The sequence below is a fragment of the Pseudomonas sp. SIMBA_067 genome (assembly GCF_046534675.1).
GTDB classification, from domain to species: domain Bacteria; phylum Pseudomonadota; class Gammaproteobacteria; order Pseudomonadales; family Pseudomonadaceae; genus Aquipseudomonas; species Aquipseudomonas putida.
In genome coordinates this window covers 1,089,048-1,106,459 of the sequence record NZ_JAWRYH010000001.1, presented here as the reverse complement: position 1 = coordinate 1,106,459, position 17,412 = coordinate 1,089,048, and the positions used below count along the sequence as shown (strand labels likewise).

Annotated in this window: 16 protein-coding genes; 9 read left to right on the top strand and 7 right to left on the bottom strand. The window is 62.9% G+C overall.

Features of this window, described 5'->3' with window-relative positions:
• Positions 1-154 precede the first annotated feature (154 nt).
• Complete coding sequence (locus SB765_RS05055; RefSeq protein ID WP_338744391.1) at positions 155-514, bottom strand: histone-like nucleoid-structuring protein, MvaT/MvaU family; 360 nt, start codon at positions 512-514, stop codon at positions 155-157.
• Positions 515-875: 361 nt separating this feature from the next.
• Between SB765_RS05055 and SB765_RS05050 the strand changes: the two genes are divergently transcribed.
• Together SB765_RS05050 and cobF are read left to right on the top strand one after the other, a co-directional pair.
• Positions 876-2,165, top strand: coding sequence for an OprD family porin (locus SB765_RS05050; protein ID WP_410910173.1), 1,290 nt, complete (start codon positions 876-878; stop codon positions 2,163-2,165).
• Between the two features lie 67 nt (positions 2,166-2,232).
• A complete protein-coding gene (cobF, locus tag SB765_RS05045) occupies positions 2,233-2,982 on the top strand; it encodes a precorrin-6A synthase (deacetylating) (protein ID WP_341798367.1) in 750 nt (249 codons plus the stop codon).
• A 68-nt stretch (positions 2,983-3,050) separates the two neighbouring features.
• Here the strand turns inward: cobF and SB765_RS05040 are convergent, their stop codons facing one another.
• The gene (locus SB765_RS05040; protein ID WP_341798368.1) at positions 3,051-3,401 is read right to left on the bottom strand and encodes a response regulator; all 351 of its coding nucleotides are present in this window, start codon (positions 3,399-3,401) and stop codon (positions 3,051-3,053) included.
• A gap of 241 nt (positions 3,402-3,642) precedes the next feature.
• Between SB765_RS05040 and SB765_RS05035 the strand changes: the two genes are divergently transcribed.
• Genes SB765_RS05035 through SB765_RS05015 form a run of 5 tightly spaced genes read left to right on the top strand, consistent with a single transcriptional unit; the run spans position 3,643 to position 10,142 of the window.
• A complete protein-coding gene (locus SB765_RS05035) occupies positions 3,643-7,110 on the top strand; it encodes a response regulator (RefSeq protein ID WP_410931030.1) in 3,468 nt (1,155 codons plus the stop codon).
• Complete coding sequence (locus SB765_RS05030) at positions 7,107-7,928, top strand: CheR family methyltransferase (RefSeq protein WP_016499120.1); 822 nt, start codon at positions 7,107-7,109, stop codon at positions 7,926-7,928. Before SB765_RS05035 ends, SB765_RS05030 begins: the two co-directional genes overlap by 4 nt.
• The gene (locus SB765_RS05025) at positions 7,925-8,500 is read left to right on the top strand and encodes a chemotaxis protein CheB (protein WP_341798371.1); all 576 of its coding nucleotides are present in this window, start codon (positions 7,925-7,927) and stop codon (positions 8,498-8,500) included. The genes SB765_RS05030 and SB765_RS05025 overlap by 4 nt, the downstream gene beginning before the upstream one ends.
• Positions 8,494-9,720 (top strand): ATP-binding protein, encoded by a 1,227-nt coding sequence (locus SB765_RS05020; protein ID WP_410931029.1) that lies wholly within the window; start codon positions 8,494-8,496, stop codon positions 9,718-9,720. The genes SB765_RS05025 and SB765_RS05020 overlap by 7 nt, the downstream gene beginning before the upstream one ends.
• Before the next feature lie 44 nt (positions 9,721-9,764).
• Positions 9,765-10,142 (top strand): response regulator, encoded by a 378-nt coding sequence (locus tag SB765_RS05015; RefSeq protein WP_016487624.1) that lies wholly within the window; start codon positions 9,765-9,767, stop codon positions 10,140-10,142.
• 109 nt (positions 10,143-10,251) lie between these two features.
• Here SB765_RS05015 and SB765_RS05010 read toward each other — a convergent pair whose 3' ends face one another.
• From SB765_RS05010 to SB765_RS05000, 3 genes are read right to left on the bottom strand one after another with little or no spacing between them, the layout of a single operon-like run.
• Positions 10,252-10,833, bottom strand: a complete 582-nt coding sequence (locus SB765_RS05010) for a TetR/AcrR family transcriptional regulator (protein ID WP_016499123.1) — start codon at positions 10,831-10,833, stop codon at positions 10,252-10,254.
• Positions 10,834-10,845: 12 nt separating this feature from the next.
• Positions 10,846-11,694 carry a 3-hydroxybutyryl-CoA dehydrogenase gene (locus SB765_RS05005; protein WP_410931028.1) on the bottom strand — a complete coding sequence of 283 codons (849 nt, stop codon included), beginning with the start codon at positions 11,692-11,694 and terminating at the stop codon, positions 10,846-10,848.
• Positions 11,695-11,707: 13 nt separating this feature from the next.
• Complete coding sequence (locus SB765_RS05000; protein ID WP_410931027.1) at positions 11,708-12,892, bottom strand: acetyl-CoA C-acyltransferase family protein; 1,185 nt, start codon at positions 12,890-12,892, stop codon at positions 11,708-11,710.
• A gap of 168 nt (positions 12,893-13,060) precedes the next feature.
• Here SB765_RS05000 and SB765_RS04995 point away from each other — a divergent pair, with 168 nt between their 5' ends.
• A complete protein-coding gene (locus tag SB765_RS04995; protein ID WP_410910176.1) occupies positions 13,061-14,071 on the top strand; it encodes an AraC family transcriptional regulator ligand-binding domain-containing protein in 1,011 nt (336 codons plus the stop codon).
• A 47-nt stretch (positions 14,072-14,118) separates the two neighbouring features.
• On the opposite strand, the gene SB765_RS04990 is transcribed toward SB765_RS04995, so the two are convergent.
• Positions 14,119-14,556 carry a carboxymuconolactone decarboxylase family protein gene (locus SB765_RS04990; protein ID WP_016499127.1) on the bottom strand — a complete coding sequence of 146 codons (438 nt, stop codon included), beginning with the start codon at positions 14,554-14,556 and terminating at the stop codon, positions 14,119-14,121.
• A 201-nt stretch (positions 14,557-14,757) separates the two neighbouring features.
• Between SB765_RS04990 and SB765_RS04985 the strand changes: the two genes are divergently transcribed.
• Positions 14,758-15,954: a cyanate transporter gene (locus tag SB765_RS04985; protein ID WP_410931026.1), complete on the top strand. Its 1,197-nt coding sequence runs from the start codon at positions 14,758-14,760 to the stop codon at positions 15,952-15,954.
• Here SB765_RS04985 and SB765_RS04980 read toward each other — a convergent pair.
• On the bottom strand, positions 15,947-17,380 hold the full coding sequence (locus SB765_RS04980; RefSeq protein ID WP_341798376.1) for a PLP-dependent aminotransferase family protein: 1,434 nt from the start codon (positions 17,378-17,380) through the stop codon (positions 15,947-15,949). The genes SB765_RS04985 and SB765_RS04980 overlap by 8 nt on opposite strands.
• Between the last annotated feature and the right edge of the window lie 32 nt (positions 17,381-17,412).

Here is a 17,412-nt window from a genome sequence, read left to right as displayed (position 1 = left end):
TGCGCTGATTGCGCAAATGAAAGCGCCCTGCACAAGGCAGGGCGCTAGAATTAGAGGCCCGCATGTGCGGGCGCGTGGGGTCGCTAGTCCTTTAGCTGTCTCGATACTGAGCCAGCCCTTGTGAAAAAAGTGTGAAGCAAGTGTGGACGTTTCATCAGCGTACCCAGCTTTCTACCGTGGCGCCCCCGTACTGTTCTTTCCAGGCCTTGAGGCCCCGGTGGTTGCCACCTTTGGTCTCGATCCGCTCGCCGGTGTGCGGGTTCTGATAAACCTTTACCACGCGCGGGCGGCGCTGTTGCTTGGGCGCTGTGCTGGTACCCCTGCTTACCGCCTTGGGGTCGAGGATGGCGATGATATCGCGCAGGCTCTTGTCATAGCTTTTCATCAGGCCGACTAGTTTCTGCTCGAATTCGATTTCGCGTTTGAGGCCGGCATCCTTTTTCAAGGCTTCCAGTTGCGCCATCTGCTCCTGGAGCGCTTTTTCGGCAGCACGAAACTCTGCAAGTCTGGACACTGTAATCACTCCTGTACGTCGGTCGTGGCAGGGCGTGACGAACATTGAATACGCATAAAAACGCCAGCCACGCGGGTGGGTTCCGCTGTTCGCTGATATCGAGTGTAGTCATTCATGGGTACTTGGTAAACTGCTAACTTTTGTAAGTAAGGCGGGAACTTTCCTAGTTTTGCGTGCGGTATTTTCCGGGTTTTTTGCACCTGCCCTTCGGCACGTTTAGACCATGGTCCAATGGCCTGTGCCAGAGCCTTTGCGCGATCATTTCAGATGATGGCCGGCGATTGTTCGGCCTTGTCGCAGTGCCGTGGCCAGTTCGTGCCACAGTGTGTTAACTCGCCTTTGATTCTGGATGTTTCCTCGCATGTTTTCCCCTTTCCCCCTCGCCCCTGGGCGCCGTGTTGCCGGCCTGTTCCTGTTGTGTGCCGGCGTCAACGCCCAGGCCGCCGGTTTTCTTGAAGACAGCAGCGCCAAGATTGAAGCACGCAATGTCTATTTCAACCGGGATTTTCGTGACGGCCATAGCAGTTCCAGCCAAGGTGCGTCCAAGCGGGAAGAATGGGCGCAAGGTTTCATCCTTAATGTCCAGTCGGGTTATACCCAGGGCCCGGTAGGTTTTGGCGTGGATGCGCTGGGCATGTTCGGTTTCAAACTCGACTCCAGCCCGGCCGACAGTAACAGCGGCTTGCTGCCTTCTTCCGGGCATGATCCTCGGCACTCGGCTGACCAGTACGCGAAGATGGGGCTGGCGGCCAAGGTCAAAGTGTCCAATACCGTGTTCAAGTACGGCTCGATGATGCCCGATGTGCCCTTGCTCAAATACAACGATGGCCGCCTGCTGCCTACCATGTTCCATGGCGCCATGCTCACGTCTGAGGAAGTGCGCGACTTGAAGTTCACCCTGGCCCGCCTGGACAAATACACCGCACGGGATTCCACCGACCGCCAGGACATTCGCGTGCACTGCAAGAACAAGCGCTATGCCTGCGATATCGAAGCCGACCACTTCGACCTGGCTGGTGTCGATTACCGCTTCAACGAGCGAATCAGTGCCCAGTACCAGGTGGCCAAGCTGGAAAACATCTACCGCCAGCACTTCCTCGACCTGGTCGCCAGCCAGCCGTTGGCGGTGGGCAGCCTGTCGGCCGACCTGCGCCTGATCAAGAGTGATGACATTGGCAATGCCCGCGCGGGTGCAATCGACCATCGCGCCTTCAGCGGCATGCTCGGCTACAGCCTGGGCGGCCACAAGATCAGTGCCGGCTGGCAGCGGATGTATGGCGACAGCGCCATGCCCTACCTGGATGGCAGCAACCCGTACCTGGTCAACTATGCCCAGGTCAACGACTTCGCCGCCGCTCAGGAGCGTTCCTGGCAGGTGCGTTACGACTATGACTTCAAGGCGCTGGGCGTGCCCGGCCTGACCTTCTTCACCCGGTACATCAACGGCGACAATATAAAGGTGCCGGGCAGCAGCGCCGAAGGCAAGGAATGGGAGCGCGACACCGAGTTCAAGTACCAGGTGCAAAGTGGCACTTTCAAGGATGTCAGCGTGCGCCTGCGTAATTCCACCTACCGCAGCAACTATGAAAAGTGGGCGCGTGACATGGATGAAACACGTGTCATTGTCAGCTACAACTTCTCGATCTTCTAAGCGGGCATTTTGCCAAATACCAGTAGCCGCCTGACAATGGCTGCTGGTTCCCGCAAAGGGCAGGGCGATGAAAGACCTGTTGTTGATCGGAATTGGCGCGGGTGACCCGCGCCAGATCACGTATGAAGCCGTTGATGCGCTGCGTAGCGCTTGTGTGTTCTTCGTGCTCGACAAGGGCAGCGACAAGGATGAACTGGTACGCCTGCGCAAGGCCATTGTGCAACGTTACCGTCCCGAAGGTGGCTATCGCCTGGTGCAGGTGGCCGACCCCTCGCGCGATGGCCAGGCGGATGACTACCTTGGCGCGGTGCAGGACTGGCACCGGCAGCGTGCTGCGCTGTACGCCCAGCTGATCGAGCGAGAGATTGGCGATGGGGAAACCGGCGCTTTTCTGCTGTGGGGCGAGCCGACCCTGTACGACAGCACCCTGCGTATTCTCGATCTGGTCCGCGAACGCGGCGTGGCGCTGCGCCTGCAGATAATCCCTGGCATCAGCAGTGTGCAGGCGCTGGCGGCGCGGCACCAGGTGCCGCTCAACCGCATCGGCGAGCCTCTGACCGTGCTGCCAGGGCGGCGCCTGGCCGGGCAGGGGCCTATCGACAATGTGGTGGTAATGCTCGACGGGCAGTGCGCGTTTGCCCAGCTTGATGACCCGGAGCTGGTGATCTACTGGGGCGCGTACCTGGGGACCGAGGATGAAGTGCTGATTGCCGGGCCCTTGCAGGCGGTGAAGGCACGCATACTGGAAGTGCGGGAGCAGGAGAGGCGGCGCAAGGGGTGGATCATGGATACCTATCTATTGCGCAGGGAGCTGTGAGCTGTGTTGCCTGTACTGGCCGCTTCGCGGGTAAACCCGCGAAGCGGCCGGCCCAGGCCGCCCCAATCTCAAACCGGACCGAGAATGGCCATCACCTTGTCGCGCAACTGGTCGATGCTGAACGGCTTGCCGATCAGGTGCATGCCCTCGGGCACATTGATACTGTCGGCATAGCCACTGGCGAACAGCACGGGCAGCAACGGGCGCAACTCGCGTGCTTTAACCGCCAGTACCTCACCGCGCATGTCCGGCAAACCCACATCGGTCATCATCAGTGCCAGTGTCTGGTTCGGGTCTTCGAGCACGCGCAGCGCGGCTGCGGCGTCTTCGGCTTCGATGACCGAGTAGCCCAACTCGTCGAGCACTTCGACCATCAGCATACGGACGATGTCGTCATCTTCGACTACCAGAAGGTGCATGGCTTGGGTCCTGTGCAATGAATGTCTTTAATCTGTGCTCCGGTTGGCAGCAGAAGTTCCCGAGGATACCGATCCCTGCAATCAGATGGAACGATTGGCGCACTGCGCCTTCAAATACTGGCTAAATGCCCTGCCAGACCCGGTAAAGCTGGTTAGACTCGCTTATCAGGACGGCGCAGTGGCAGATAACAACAATCCGCCACTCTTTTCCAATGGACTTTTCTTGCTCGGGCGTTTTCACATGATTCAAGCAGCCTCGATGGACCAGCGAAGCTTCCGCAAACTGTTGAGCCGTAACATCGGCCTACCCTTGGGGGTTGGCTTGCTGGGTGCGGTGGCCTTCGTCGCGGTTATCAATTACCTGCTTTCGGCCATGCAGTGGGTCGAGCATACCGACCGGGTGATCGGCAATGCCAACGAGACGGTCAAACTGTCGATCGACATGGAAACCGGTATGCGCGGCTTCCTGATCACGGGTGACGAGCGTTTCCTTGACCCCTACGAGGTGGCCAAGCCACGTATTCTCGGTAGCCTGCAAAGCCTGCGCGCGATGGTCGAGGACAACCCGCAGCAGGTTGATCGCATCGACCGGCTGATTGCCTTGCAGCACGCCTGGAACGAGTTCGGCAACGAGATGATCACCCTGCGCCGCAGCCAGGGCGATTACCAGGCCTCAATCGGCAATGGCCGGGGCAAGCGCATCACCGATGAAATCCGCAAGGAATTCGATGGCCTGATCAGCACCGAACAACAGCTGCGCATGGCCCGGAACGAAACGGTCAGCTCGGTTACTGTGACGGCGATTTCGGCCTTCGTGCTGTTCATCGTCAGCCTCAGTGGTTTGCTGGCGTACCTCGGCCGTCGAGACCTGCTGGCCCTGTCGACCAGCTACGATGAAAACCTTCAGGCCCAGCAGCGCTCGGCGCAGCGTCTGGAGCACCAGGCCTGGTTGCGCAACGGCCAGACCCAGCTGGCTCAACAGGTGCTCGGTCAACTGACCTTGCCCATGCTCGGCGACAACATCCTGCGCTTCTTCGCTTCTTATCTGGGCAGCGTGGTGGGCGCCGTGTATGTGCGCGACGAGCATGGCCGCCTGGTGCGCGTGGCCTGTTATGGCATGGGCGCCGAAGAGCAGGCCCGCGAGCAGATCAGGCTGGACCACGACGGCCTGTTGGCCCAGGCGGTGCGCGAAGGCCGCCTTTTGCGCCTGGACGACCTGCCAGAAGACTTCTATCGCCTCAGTTCCGGCCTGGGCAGCGGCTTGCCGCGCAGTGCGCTGCTGATGCCGGCCACCGAAGACGGTCAGATCAACGGGGTGATTGAGCTGGGTTTCCTGCGCCCCCTGCAAGAACGCGATGAAGAGCTGCTGGAACGCGTCGGCGGCAACCTCGGTATGTCCATCGAAAGCGCCCGTTATCGTCAGCGCCTGCAGGAAGTGCTGGCCGAAACCCAGCAACTGAATGAAGAGCTGCAGGTGCAGCAGGAAGAACTCAAGACTGCCAACGAAGAGCTTGAAGAGCAGTCACGAGTGCTTAAGGAGTCCCAAGCCCACCTGGAGACCCAACAGGCCGAGCTGGAGCAGACCAACGAGCAGTTGTCGGAACGCACCGATGCGCTCGACCGCAAGAACGATGAACTGGGCCGGGCGCAGCTGGAATTGCAGGCCCGCGCCGACGATTTGCAGCGATCGAGCAAATACAAGTCCGAATTCCTCGCCAACATGTCCCACGAGCTGCGCACGCCGCTGAACAGCTCGTTGATCCTGGCCAAGCTGTTGGCAGAAAACGGCGAAGGCAACCTCAGCGAGGAGCAGGCCAAGTTCGCCGAATCCATCTACTCGGCCGGCAACGACCTGCTCAACCTGATCAACGACATTCTCGACATCGCCAAGGTCGAGGCCGGCAAACTCGAAGTACGCCCCGAAACTACCCAGGTCGAGCGCCTGGCAGAAGGCTTGCGCGGCATGTTCCAGCCGCTTGCCGGCCACAAAGGCCTGGCCTTCGAGGTCAAGGTCGAGCCGCAGGTGCCGGCCACCCTCTTCACGGACCGCCAGCGCCTGGAGCAGATCCTCAAGAACCTGTTGTCCAACGCCATCAAGTTCACCGAGCGTGGCCAGGTCAGCATGAACGTCAGCTTCCAGGCTGGCAGCGGTATCGTGTTCGCCGTGCGCGACAGCGGCATCGGTATTGCTGCCGATCAGCAGCAGGCGATCTTCGGCGCCTTCCATCAGGTCGATGGCACCAGTAACCGCCGCTACGGTGGCACCGGCCTGGGCCTGTCGATCTCCCGTGACCTGGCGCATTTGCTCGGTGGCCAGATCAATGTCGAAAGCACCCCTGGCCAAGGCAGTGTGTTCAGCCTGATTCTGCCGGAACGCTACGCCGCCGAGGCCGAAGACATCGAGCCGCAAAGCCTGCGCCCTGCCGTCGACGCGTTGCCGCCTGCACCGCAAGTGCCGGTGTCCTCTGCTGCCATGCGCCCGGCACCGACCTTTGCCGACGACCGCGAGCGGGCACCCTTCGATACCCGGTGCATTCTGGTGATCGAAGACGAGCCCAACTTTGCCCGCATCCTCTTTGACCTTGCGCACGAACTGGGCTACAGCTGCCTGGTGGCTCATGGTGCCGACGAAGGCTTCGAACTGGCGGCCCAGTACATACCGGATGCCATCCTGCTGGACATGCGCCTGCCCGACCACTCGGGCCTGACCGTGCTGCAGCGCCTCAAGGAGCAGGCCGGCACCCGCCATATCCCGGTGCACATCATTTCGGTGGAAGACCGCGTCGAGGCGGCCATGCACATGGGCGCGGTGGGGTATGCGGTGAAGCCCACCAGCCGCGAGGAGCTCAAGGAAGTCTTCGCTCGCCTGGAAGCCAAGCTTACGCAAAAGCTCAAGCATATCCTGCTGGTGGAGGACGACGACCTGCAGCGCGAAAGCATCGCCCGGCTGATTGGCGACGACGACATCGAGATCACTGCCGTGGCCATGGCTCAGGATGCCTTGGCGCTGTTGCGCGAGAACATCTACGACTGCATGATCATCGACCTCAAGCTGCCCGACATGCTCGGTAACGAGCTGCTCAAGCGCATGACCGCCGAGGATATCCGCTCCTTCCCGCCAGTAATCGTGTACACCGGGCGCAACCTGACCCGCGAAGAAGAAGCCGATCTGCTCAAGTACTCGCGGTCGATCATCATCAAGGGCGCGCGTTCGCCGGAGCGCCTGCTCGACGAAGTGACGCTGTTCCTGCACAAGGTAGAATCGCAGCTGTCCAACGAACGCCAGCGCATGCTCAAGACTGCGCGTAGCCGCGACAAGGTGTTCGAGGGGCGCAAGGTGCTGCTGGTGGACGACGACGTGCGTAATATCTTCGCCCTGACCAGTGCCCTGGAGCACAAGGGTGCCATCGTCGAGATTGGCCGTAACGGCCGCGAGGCCATCGAGCGCCTGGAGCAGCATGACGACATCGACCTGGTGCTGATGGACGTGATGATGCCGGAAATGGACGGCTTCGAGGCCACCCGGCTGATCCGCCAGCAACCGCGCTGGCGCAAACTGCCGATCATCGCCGTGACCGCCAAGGCCATGAAGGATGACCAGCAGCGTTGCCTGCAGGCCGGAGCCAATGATTACCTGGCCAAACCGATCGACCTGGACCGTTTGTTCTCGTTGATTCGTGTATGGCTGCCGCAACTGGAGCGAATTTGACTAGCGAACGTAACACCGACATTGAAATCCGCTTGCTGATCGAGGCCATCTACCTCAAGTACAGCTACGATTTTCGCAATTATTCCGGCGCCTCGATCAAGCGCCGGATCCTGCATGCGCTGCGCCAGTTCGACTGCCTGACGGTATCGGCGCTGCAGGAGCGCGTGCTGCATGACCCCGGCATGTTCATGCAGTTGCTGCAGTACCTGACGATCCCGGTCAGCGAGATGTTCCGCGACCCTGACCACTTCCTTGCCGTGCGCAACGAAGTGGTGCCGCTGCTGCGTACCTGGCCCTCGATCAAGGTCTGGATCGCGGGCTGCAGCACAGGCGAGGAGGTGTATTCGATGGCCATCCTGTTGCGTGAGGAGGGCCTGCTCGAGCGCACCATCATCTACGCCACCGACATCAACCCGCATTCGCTGGACCGGGCCAAGCAGGGTATCTACTCGATGCAGAGCATGCGCGAGTACGAGGAAAACTACCGTCTGGCCGGCGGCCGTCGTGACTTTACCGAGTACTACACAGCGGCCTATGGCAACGCCATCATGGACAGCAGCCTGCGCGACAACGTGACCTTCGCCGACCACAGCCTGGCCACCGACAGCGTGTTCTCCGAGACCCAGCTGGTGTCGTGCCGCAATGTGCTGATCTACTTCAACAAGGAGCTGCAGGACCGCGCCCTCGGGCTATTCCATGAGTCGCTCTGCCACCGGGGTTTCCTGGTGCTGGGCAGCAAGGAGTCGGTGGACTTTTCGGCCTACAGCGACCGGTTCGAGCCGCTGGTCAAGCCCGAACGGATCTTCCGGAAATCATGAACGGCGTACGCGCAGTGGTGATCGGCGCCTCGGCTGGAGGCGTGGCGGCATTGTTTGAAGTGCTCGGCGCGCTGTCACCTGCGTTTGCCCTACCCGTGCTCTGCGTGCTGCACCTGCCGGACGACCGCCATAGCCAACTGGCCGAAGTGCTGCAGCGTCGGCTGCATCGGCCGGTGCACGAGGCACGTGACAAGGAACGCATCAGCAGCGGGCAGATCTATGTGGCGGGTCCGAGTTACCACCTGTCGGTGGAGCACGACCTGACGCTGTCGCTGAGCCAGGAAGAACCCGTTCATTTCTCGCGTCCAGCAATCGATTTTCTGTTCATCTCGGCGGCCGATGCCTATGGCGACGGCCTGCTTGGCGTGCTGCTCACCGGTGCCAACGAAGACGGCGCCAGGGGCCTTGCCTATATCAAGAACAATGGGGGCCGCACGATAGTCCAAGACCCTCGCGACGCACAGGTCGCCCTGATGCCGGAGGCCGCCCTGGCCCTGCACCAGCCCGACCATATCCTTACTCTGAGTGGTATCGGGCAGCTGCTCGCGACCCTGGAATACAGCGCATGCTAAGCCACACCACCGCCAAACTGCTGATTGTCGACGACCTGCCGGAAAACCTGCTGGCGCTCGATGCCCTGATCCAGGGCGACGACCGCGAGGTGCACCAGGCCCAGTCTGCCGAAGCGGCGTTGTCGTTGCTGCTCGAGCACGAGTTCGCGCTGGCCATACTGGATGTGCAGATGCCGGGCATGAACGGTTTCGAACTTGCGGAGCTGATGCGCGGCACCGACAAGACCAAGAACATCCCGATCGTTTTCGTCAGCGCCGCAGGTCGCGAGATGAACTATGCCTTCAAGGGCTACGAGAGCGGCGCCGTGGACTTTCTGCACAAGCCGCTCGATACCCTGGCGGTAAAAAGCAAGGTCTCGGTGTTCGTCGACCTGTTCCGCCAGCGCAAGGTGCTGGGCCGGCAGCTGGAAGCCCTGGAGCATAGCCGCCAGGAGCAGGAGCTGTTGCTCAGCCAGCTGCAGGTGGCGCGATGTGAGCTGGAGCATGCAGTGCGCATGCGTGACGACTTCATGTCGATCGTCTCCCACGAAGTGCGTACGCCGCTCAATGGTCTGATCCTGGAAACCCAGTTGCGCAAGATGCACCTGGCAAGGGGCAACCTGGATGCCTTCAGCGCCGACAAGCTGCAGGCCATGGTCGAGCGCGACGAGCGGCAGATCAACAGCCTGATCCGGTTGGTCGAAGACATGCTGGATGTTTCGCGCATCCGTACCGGTAAGTTGTCGCTGCGTCCCAGGCTGTTCGACCTCGGCCAACTGGTGCGCGGGTTGGTGGAAAACTTCACCGCCCAGGCGATGGCCCTGGAAACACACATCGAACTGCAGCGCTGCGAAGCATTGAAGGGTGAGTGGGACGAATTCCGGATTGAACAAGTAGTGGCCAACCTGTTGTCCAATGCCATGCGTTACGGCGAACGCAAACCGGTGCAGGTGCGGGTGTTCGAGCAGGAGGACATGGCCTGGGTGCAGGTGCAGGACCACGGCATCGGTATCAGCGCCGCCAACCAGCAGCGGATCTTCCAGCAATTCGAGCGGGTCGCTGCCCAGCAAGCCAGCGGGGGCTTGGGTTTGGGGTTGTACATCTCCGAGCAGATCGTGCAGGCGCACGGTGGCCGGATACGGGTTGAAAGCGAGGAAGGCAAGGGCGCCACATTCACCCTGCAATTGCCGCTGGCAACATTCAAAGAACAAAACGACCAGGCTCGGGCAACCTCTGCGTAAGCCTGGGGTCTGATGGCCAACTGTAAGAATTTCAAGGCGTTAACATGAGTGAAGATGCACAAGATGTGGTGTTGGTCGTCGAGGATGAACCGGCGATTCGCATGATTTTGCGTGATTACCTGGCAGGTGAGGGTTACCACGTGCTTGTGGCCGAAGATGGCGAGCAGGCGTTTGCCATCCTGGCCAGCAAACCGCACCTGGACCTGATGGTGACGGACTTCCGCTTGCCGGGTGGCATCTCCGGGGTGGAGATTGCCGAGCCCGCGGTGAAGCTGCGCCCGGACCTGAAGGTAATCTTCATCAGTGGCTACCCGGCAGAGATTCTCGAGTCAGGCAGCCCGATCACCCGCAAGGCACCGATCCTGGCCAAACCGTTTGACCTGGACACCTTGCACGAGCAGATCCAGAGACTTTTGCGTTAAAGCTGGTGGCCCTATCGCCGGCAAGCCAGCTCCCACAAGTACTGCACAGGCCTTGAGATCTGCAGCGTAACTGTGGGAGCTGGCTTGCCGGCGATAGGGCCAGTACAGGCTATCGCAGGGTCCGCTCTATACCACCTGCCAACATGCTCTCCATCAGCCCCAGCCCCTGTTCCTCGGGCAATGCCTTCAACATCCCCGGCAACTGGTTCAGCAGCGTCGCCACCACATGCGCTGTGGCCACCAATGCCTGCCCCTGCAACTTCGCCTGCGGCGCGATCAGCCTCAGCAACCCCGCCTCATAACGTTTGCGCAACAAGGCCAGGCGCGCCTGCTGGTCATCGCTCAGGCAGCACAAGTCGCGCTCCGCCAGCCGAAACTGCATCGGCCGCTCGGCATGCAATTGCCAGTGTGCTGCAATCAGGCAGCCCAGTGCCGAGGCCCCGCGTGCCATGGCCCGGCGGCCTTGGTCCAAAGTGGCCTGCAGTTCTTCGTATAACTCCTCGATCAAGTCGTACAACAGGTCCTGCTTGCTGGGAAAGTGGTGGTACAGCGAGCCTGCCGTCAGCCCCACATGGGCCGCCAGCTCGCGCATGCTGACCTGGCCAAAGCCCTTTTCGGCAAACAGCGCCATGGCCCGGTCACGTCGCTCCTCAAAGCTGGCACAGCGCATTGCGGCATTGACCGGGGGCATGGCGGCTTGTCCTCAGTAGGTGAAGAAACCGCGGCCGGTCTTGCGCCCCAGCCAACCGGCCGCGACCATTTCCTTGAGCAACGGGGCAGGTCGGTACTTGCTGTCGCTGAAGCCTTCATGGAAGGCCTCCATGATCGCCAGCAGGGTGTCCAGGCCGATCAGGTCGGCCAGGGCCAGCGGGCCGATGGGCTGGTTGCAGCCCAGGCGCATGCCGGTGTCGATGTCCTCGGCGCTGGCCAGGCCTTCCTGGCGCACGAAGATCGCTTCGTTGATCATCGGCACCAGGATGCGATTGACCACGAAGCCTGGGCGGTTACCGGCGGTGATCGGCGTCTTGCCGACCTTTTCGGTGACCACCAGTGCCTGGGCATAGGTGCTGTCGCTGGTCTGCAGGCCGCGGATGATCTCGACCAGCGCCATCATCGGCACCGGGTTGAAGAAGTGCACGCCAATGAAACGCTCGGGGTGCTCGATGCTGGCGGCCAGCTGGGTGACCGACAGCGACGAGGTATTGGTAGCGATCAGGCAGTCGTTGGCGACGTTGGCGGCCACTTGCTGCAGGATGCGCTGCTTGAGCTGCAGGCTTTCGGTGGCGGCCTCGATCACCAGCTGCGCGCTGCTGAGCTGGGCGTAGTCGGTGCTGGTGCGGATGCGCGTTTTTGCCGCTGCCGCTTTGTCCGCATCCAGGGTGCCTTTGCTGACCTGGCGCTCGAGGTTCTTGCTCAAGGTGGCCACGCCGCGCTCCAGCGCCGCGTCGGAAACATCCACCAGCATCACCTGGTAGCCAGCTACTGCACACACCTGGGCAATACCATTGCCCATGGTGCCGGCGCCGATCACGGCGATCTGTTCAATACTCATGTGTCAGGCTCCCTCAGACGCGCTCGAAGACCACGGCAATGCCTTGGCCGCCACCGATGCACATGGTGGCCAGGGCGTAGCGACCCTGGATGCGCTGCAGTTCATGGATGGCCTTGGTCGCGATGATCGCGCCAGTGGCACCCACCGGGTGGCCCAGGGAAATGCCCGAACCGTTGGGGTTGACCTTATCCGGGTCGAAGCCCAGCTCGCGGGCCACGGCGCAGGCCTGGGCGGCGAACGCTTCGTTGGACTCGATCACGTCCAGGTCCTGCAGTTTCAGGCCGGTCTTTTCCAGCACCTTGCGGGTGGCCGGGATCGGGCCCAGGCCCATCAGCTCGGGCTCGACACCGGCGTGGGCGTAGCCCACCAGGCGCGCCAGCGGCTTCAGGCCCAGGCGACGCACCGCGTCACCGCTGGCCAGCACCAGGCCGGCCGCGCCATCGTTGATGCCGCTGGCGTTGCCTGCAGTCACGGTGCCGTCCTTCTTGAACACGGTCTTCATGGCGGCCAGTTGCTCGGCGGTAACGTCGCCACGCACGTGCTCGTCCACGGCGAACTGTACGGTGCCTTTGCGGCTTTTCAGCTCCACCGGGACGATCTGGCTGTCGAAACGGCCTTCGGCAATGGCGCGGGCGGCGCGGCGCTGGCTGGTCAGGGCCAGTTCATCCTGCATTTCGCGGGTAATGCCGTGTTTGGCGGCGACGTTTTCTGCGGTGATGCCCATGTGGAAGTGTTCGAACGGGTCCTGCAGCACGCCGACCGTGTAGTCGATGCCTTGCAGGTCGCCCATGCGCGCGCCCCAGCGTGCCTGCGGCAGCAGGTACGGGCCACGGCTCATGGACTCGGCACCGGCGGCAACGGCCACATCGGCATCACCGAGCAGCAGGCACTGGGTGGCAGAGACGATGGCCTGCAGGCCCGAGCCGCACAGGCGGTTGACGTTGAAGGCAGGTGTTTCCTTGGGGATGCCGGCGTTCATCGCGGCAACCCGCGACAGGTAGGCATCGCGCGGTTCGGTCGGGATCACCGTGCCCATGACCATATGGCCGATCTGCTCGGCGGCCACGCCCGAGCGCTCGATGGCGGCGCGGGTGATGGTAGTGGCCAGGTCGGCCAGGGGCAGGTCCTTGAGCGAGCCTCCAAAACCACCGATGGCGGAACGCACGGCACTGACGACGTAGATTTCTGGGCTGCTCATAGAGGCTCCGTAAGCTTAGGCATGGCGGGACCGGGCCAGGCTCTGCGAGAATGGCCGGCGGTCCCGGAGTGGGATCGAGTCTAGGCAAAGGCTCTGTTGCAGCCTATGCCGGATCTGTTCAAACAACCTGGCACTTTTTGCCACTCAGCATAGACAGCGAAAACCACCATGCGCGATAGCGATTCGGTCGCCGTGTACTTTCTCAATGCCATGCTCCACGCCCTGCGCGACTGCCCAGCCGAGCGTGATGCGCAGCTGCGTGCCGTTGGCATCGACCCGCAATTGCTCGAACAGCCCCAGGCACGCGTACCGGCCAAGGCGTTCTCCGAGCTGTGGTTGGCACAGATTCAGCGCCTGGACGATGAGTTCTTCCGCCTCGACAGCCATGGCATGCCGCTGGGCAGTTTCGCCCTGATCTGCCGGGGGCTGATCCTTGAACCGAACCTGGAAAAGGCCTTGCGTCAGTGCCTGGGTGGCTTCGGCCTGTTCCTGCGCGACCTGCGCGGCAGCCTGACGGTGCGCGCTGGGCGCGCGCTGATCAGCGTGCAGTCGAACATTGCCGACCCACTGACCCGGGTGTATGCCGAGGAAACCTACCTGGTGCTGATGATCGGCATGCTGTGCTGGCTGGCCGGGCGGCGCATCGCCATCGACCGCACCGAGCTGGCCGTGTCGCGCCCGGCCCAGGAAGACGACCTGCTGCTGTGGGGGCCGGACTTGCGCCTGGGCAGCGGGCGTACCGAAGTGGAGTTCGACAGCGCCTACCTGCGTTTGCCAGTGGTGCAGGACCTGGCGACCCTGAAAACCTTTCTGCGCAGTGCGCCGCAGGGGTTGGTGATCCGCTTTCGCAACCAGAACGGGCTGGTGGCGGAGGTGTACCGGCATTTGCGCGCCCGGCACTATGGGCAGTGGCCGACCTTGGCGGCGCTGGCGCAGCTGCAGGGGATCAGTGCCAGCACGTTCCGCCGGCAGTTGGAGCGGGAAGGGCGGTCGTACCAGCAGATCAAGGATGAGGTGCGCCGGGCGATGGCCTTCGAGCGGTTGCGCGAGGGGGTGTTGAGCATTGCCGAGATAGCCGAGCAGGCCGGGTTCCAGGAGCCGAGTGCGTTTCACCGGGCGTTCAAGAAGTGGACCGGGCAGAGCCCCGGCAGCTATAGGGCGCGGTTGGCCGGGCGTTAGTTGTTCCCTGTACCGGCCCTATCGCCGGTACGGTGATCAATGAATGATCAGGCCGGTACCATGGCAAACCCGACCCCGAAGCGGTTCCAGGCATTGATGGTGGCAATCGCCAGGGTCAGGTTGGCCACTTCGGTCGGTTCGAAGTGCTCCTGCAAGGCTTCATATTCCCCCTGGGGTGCCCCACGCTCCGGCAGGCGGGTCAGGCTCTCGACCCAGGCCAGCGCCACACGTTCACGGGGGGTGAAGTAGGCGGTTTCGCGCCACACGCTCAAGGTCTGCAAGCGTGCTTCGGTCTCACCGGCCTTGCGGGCATCGTTGGCGTGCAGGTTGACGCAGTAGGCGCAGCCGTTGATCTGCGAGGCCCGCAGGCGCACCAGCTCCAGCAGGGAGCTCTCCAGGCCGCTCTTGGCCAGGGCCTGTTCCAGGCCGACCATGGCTTTGTAGGCTTCCGGGGCGTGCTTGGCCCATTCGATACGGTTGTGCATGGCTGTCTCCAAAAGGTGTGGGGTGGGAATGGCTCTACTGTAGCGCTGCCCTTTGGCCTCCCCGATAGCCAATTGCACACATAAGCCGGAGGCCAATCGTCCATTCAGGTGGCCACTGACAAGCATCCAATCTCTTCATTTCTGCCAGGGCTGGCAAGCCGGGATAATGGCCCGGTCCTGCTACCAGAGAACCGATGCACAATGAGAGCTGCTTTGAACCTGTTGCTGGTGATTCTGCTGGCGCTGAACCTGCGGCCGATCCTGACCAGTATCGGCCCGTTACTCGAACCCATGCGCGCCAGCACCGGCTTGGGCTACCAACAGGCCGCCCTGCTGACGGCGTTGCCGGTGCTGTGCATGGGCCTGGTGCCGTTGCTGCAGCCGTGGCTGCGACGCTGGATCAGCGAGCATGGCGGCATGCTCGGTGGCCTGGCTGCAATTGCCCTGGCCTGCCTGTGGCGCCTGCAACTGGACAGCGCCTGGGCGTTGATTGCCAGTGCGGTGGTCGCCGGCCTGGGCGTGGCGGTGGTGCAGGGCATGATGCCGGGGCTGGTCAACCGCTGGTTCCCCAGCCGCCTGGCGGGGGCGATGGGTTTGTACTCGGCGGCATTGATGAGTGGCGGCGGCATGGCCGCCGTGCTTGGCCCGCATATCAGCGGCCACTTCGGCCACTGGCAGGTCGGTCTTGGCGTGTGGGCGATCCCGGCACTGCTGGCGCTGCTGGCCTGGGCCGTGCTGCGGCCTCGGCAGGGGCCGCCAAAGCTGGCCGGGGCCGCTGGCGGGCACTGGTTCGGCACGCGCCGGGCCTGGTTGCTGGCCTTGTACTTCGGCCTGATCAATGGCGGCTACACCAGCATGGTGGCGTGGCTGCCGGCGTACCATATCGAGCACGGCGGCAGTGCTCAGGGCGGCGCAGACCTGGTTGGCCTGATGACGGTCTTCCAGGTAGCCGGTGCACTGGGCTTGCCGCTGTTGCTGCGGCGCTGGGCTGACCGCCGCCCAGGCCTGTGGTTGGCGCTGGCAATCCAGCTGTCCGGCTTCCTCGGCCTGCTGCTGGCACCTACGCAGGCTTCGGGGCTGTGGGTTGCGATGATCGGTTTTGGCCTGGGCGCCTGCTTCAGCCAAAGCCTGACGCTGACCCTGGAGCACCTGAAGACGCCCGCCGAGGCCGGCAGCCTGGCGGCGTTCGTGCAGGGCATCGGCTTCATCATCACCGGTATCGTGCCGTATATCACCGGCTGGCTGCGTGACATGAGTGGCGACTTCCAGGCGTCGTGGACGCTGCTCACCGTGACGGTACTGGCCATGCTGCTGGTGACCACCTGCTTCAACCCGCGTGGCTATGCCGCAGCCATCGCGCGCCCAGTCCCAACAGGCAAGCCCGTGCCAGTCAACTGAGGCGTTGCAGGGTATCGCGCACCCGGTCCAGTGCCGGGTCGATGTCCAGCAGTTCGATGGCGCCGAAGCCTAGCAACAGCCCCGGGCGTGCCGGCGCTTCGCTGAAGAATGGCGCCAGTGAATACAGGCCGACCTCTACCTTGCGTGCGAGGTTGGCCAGCACTTCCACATCCACCCCGGGCGCAGCCAAGGCGCTGAGGTGAAACCCGGCGCTGGCGGGGATTGCGCTGAACCATGGTGCCAGGTCGCCACCCAGGCGCGCCAGGATGCGCTCGCGGCGAGCGCTGTAGACCTCGTGGCAGCGGCGGATGTGCTTGTTCAGGTGGCCTTCGCCCAAAAAGCGCGCCAACGCCCACTGCAGCAAAGTCGGGCTGTGCCAGTCACTGAGGTGCTTTGCCACGCAGGCGGCCTGCAGCACGGCTGGTGGCAGCACGGCATAACCCAGCCGCAACTCGGGTAGCAGGGTTTTGGAAAAGGTCCCCACGTAGGCCACCAGGCCATGCCGGTCGAGGCGCTGCAGGGCATCCGAGGCTGGCCCGTGGTAGCGGAACTCGCAGTCGTAGTCATCTTCGATGATCAGTGCGCCCAACTCGGCGGCTCGCGCCAGCAGGGCATGCCGGCGCGGCTCGCTCATGGGCATGCCCAGCGGGAACTGGTGCGAGGGTGTTACGTAGATCAGCCGGGTGCCGTCGGCGATCTGCTCCACGCACAGGCCTTCATCATCTACCGGCACCGATTGCAGGTGTGCCCCGAGGGCCAGGAACAGTTGCCGTGCCGGCGGGTAGCCGGGGTCTTCCATGGCCACCTGGCAGCCTGGCTCGACCAGTACCCGGGCAATCAGGTCCAGCGCTTGCTGGGCGCCGTTGCACACCAGCAGGTCGGCCGCGCTGCAGTGCACGCCGCGGGCGTAGGCGATGTGGTGGGCAATGGCTTCGCGCAGCTCCGGCAGGCCCTGCGCCTGGAACTGCCGCTCGGGGTGACGCTGGCTGCGGCGCAGGGCGTAATTCAGGCAGCTGCGCCATTGGTCGAACGGGAACTGCGACTTGCTCGATGCCCCGCCGACAAAGTCATAGCGCGAGGGCGTTTGCAGCTGGCGTTGGGCGAGCACGGTGGCGCGCTGCTGCCAGCGTTCAAGGGATGCGGCACCGGCCAGGGGAACGCTGGCGGACTCATGGCTGCGCCGTGGTTGGCGCGGGGTGATGAACGTGCCACGGCCGACCACGCCGCTGAGCAGGTTGTCGTAGCTCAGCCGTGAGTAGGCCTCGGCCACGGTCTTGCGCGATACGCCCAGTTGTTCAGCCAGCAGGCGGGTGGGCGGCAGTTGGGTGCCAGCGGCCAGGTGGCCGCTGTCGATACCGGCGCGCAGTTGCTGGTAAAGCTGATCGGCCAGGCCTTTGCGGCCTTCCAGACGAATGTGCAGTTCCATGGGGTGGTCCGGAGCGGGGGAGTGCTCAGGAT

Excerpts from the sequence above, each read along its gene's own strand:
- SB765_RS04995 (WP_410910176.1), top strand. The coding sequence starts at position 13,061 with ATGCGCGATAGCGATTCGGTCGCCGTGTACTTTCTCAATGCCATGCTC.
- SB765_RS04980 (WP_341798376.1), bottom strand. The coding sequence starts at position 17,380 with ATGGAACTGCACATTCGTCTGGAAGGCCGCAAAGGCCTGGCCGATCAG.
- SB765_RS05015 (WP_016487624.1), top strand. The coding sequence starts at position 9,765 with ATGAGTGAAGATGCACAAGATGTGGTGTTGGTCGTCGAGGATGAACCG.
- SB765_RS05035 (WP_410931030.1), top strand. The coding sequence starts at position 3,643 with ATGATTCAAGCAGCCTCGATGGACCAGCGAAGCTTCCGCAAACTGTTG.
- SB765_RS05025 (WP_341798371.1), top strand. The coding sequence starts at position 7,925 with ATGAACGGCGTACGCGCAGTGGTGATCGGCGCCTCGGCTGGAGGCGTG.
- SB765_RS04990 (WP_016499127.1), bottom strand. The coding sequence starts at position 14,556 with ATGCACAACCGTATCGAATGGGCCAAGCACGCCCCGGAAGCCTACAAA.
- SB765_RS05000 (WP_410931027.1), bottom strand. The coding sequence starts at position 12,892 with ATGAGCAGCCCAGAAATCTACGTCGTCAGTGCCGTGCGTTCCGCCATC.
- SB765_RS04985 (WP_410931026.1), top strand. The coding sequence starts at position 14,758 with ATGAGAGCTGCTTTGAACCTGTTGCTGGTGATTCTGCTGGCGCTGAAC.
- SB765_RS05040 (WP_341798368.1), bottom strand. The coding sequence starts at position 3,401 with ATGCACCTTCTGGTAGTCGAAGATGACGACATCGTCCGTATGCTGATG.
- SB765_RS05010 (WP_016499123.1), bottom strand. The coding sequence starts at position 10,833 with ATGCCCCCGGTCAATGCCGCAATGCGCTGTGCCAGCTTTGAGGAGCGA.
- SB765_RS05050 (WP_410910173.1), top strand. The coding sequence starts at position 876 with ATGTTTTCCCCTTTCCCCCTCGCCCCTGGGCGCCGTGTTGCCGGCCTG.
- SB765_RS05005 (WP_410931028.1), bottom strand. The coding sequence starts at position 11,694 with ATGAGTATTGAACAGATCGCCGTGATCGGCGCCGGCACCATGGGCAAT.
- SB765_RS05020 (WP_410931029.1), top strand. The coding sequence starts at position 8,494 with ATGCTAAGCCACACCACCGCCAAACTGCTGATTGTCGACGACCTGCCG.
- cobF (WP_341798367.1), top strand. The coding sequence starts at position 2,233 with ATGAAAGACCTGTTGTTGATCGGAATTGGCGCGGGTGACCCGCGCCAG.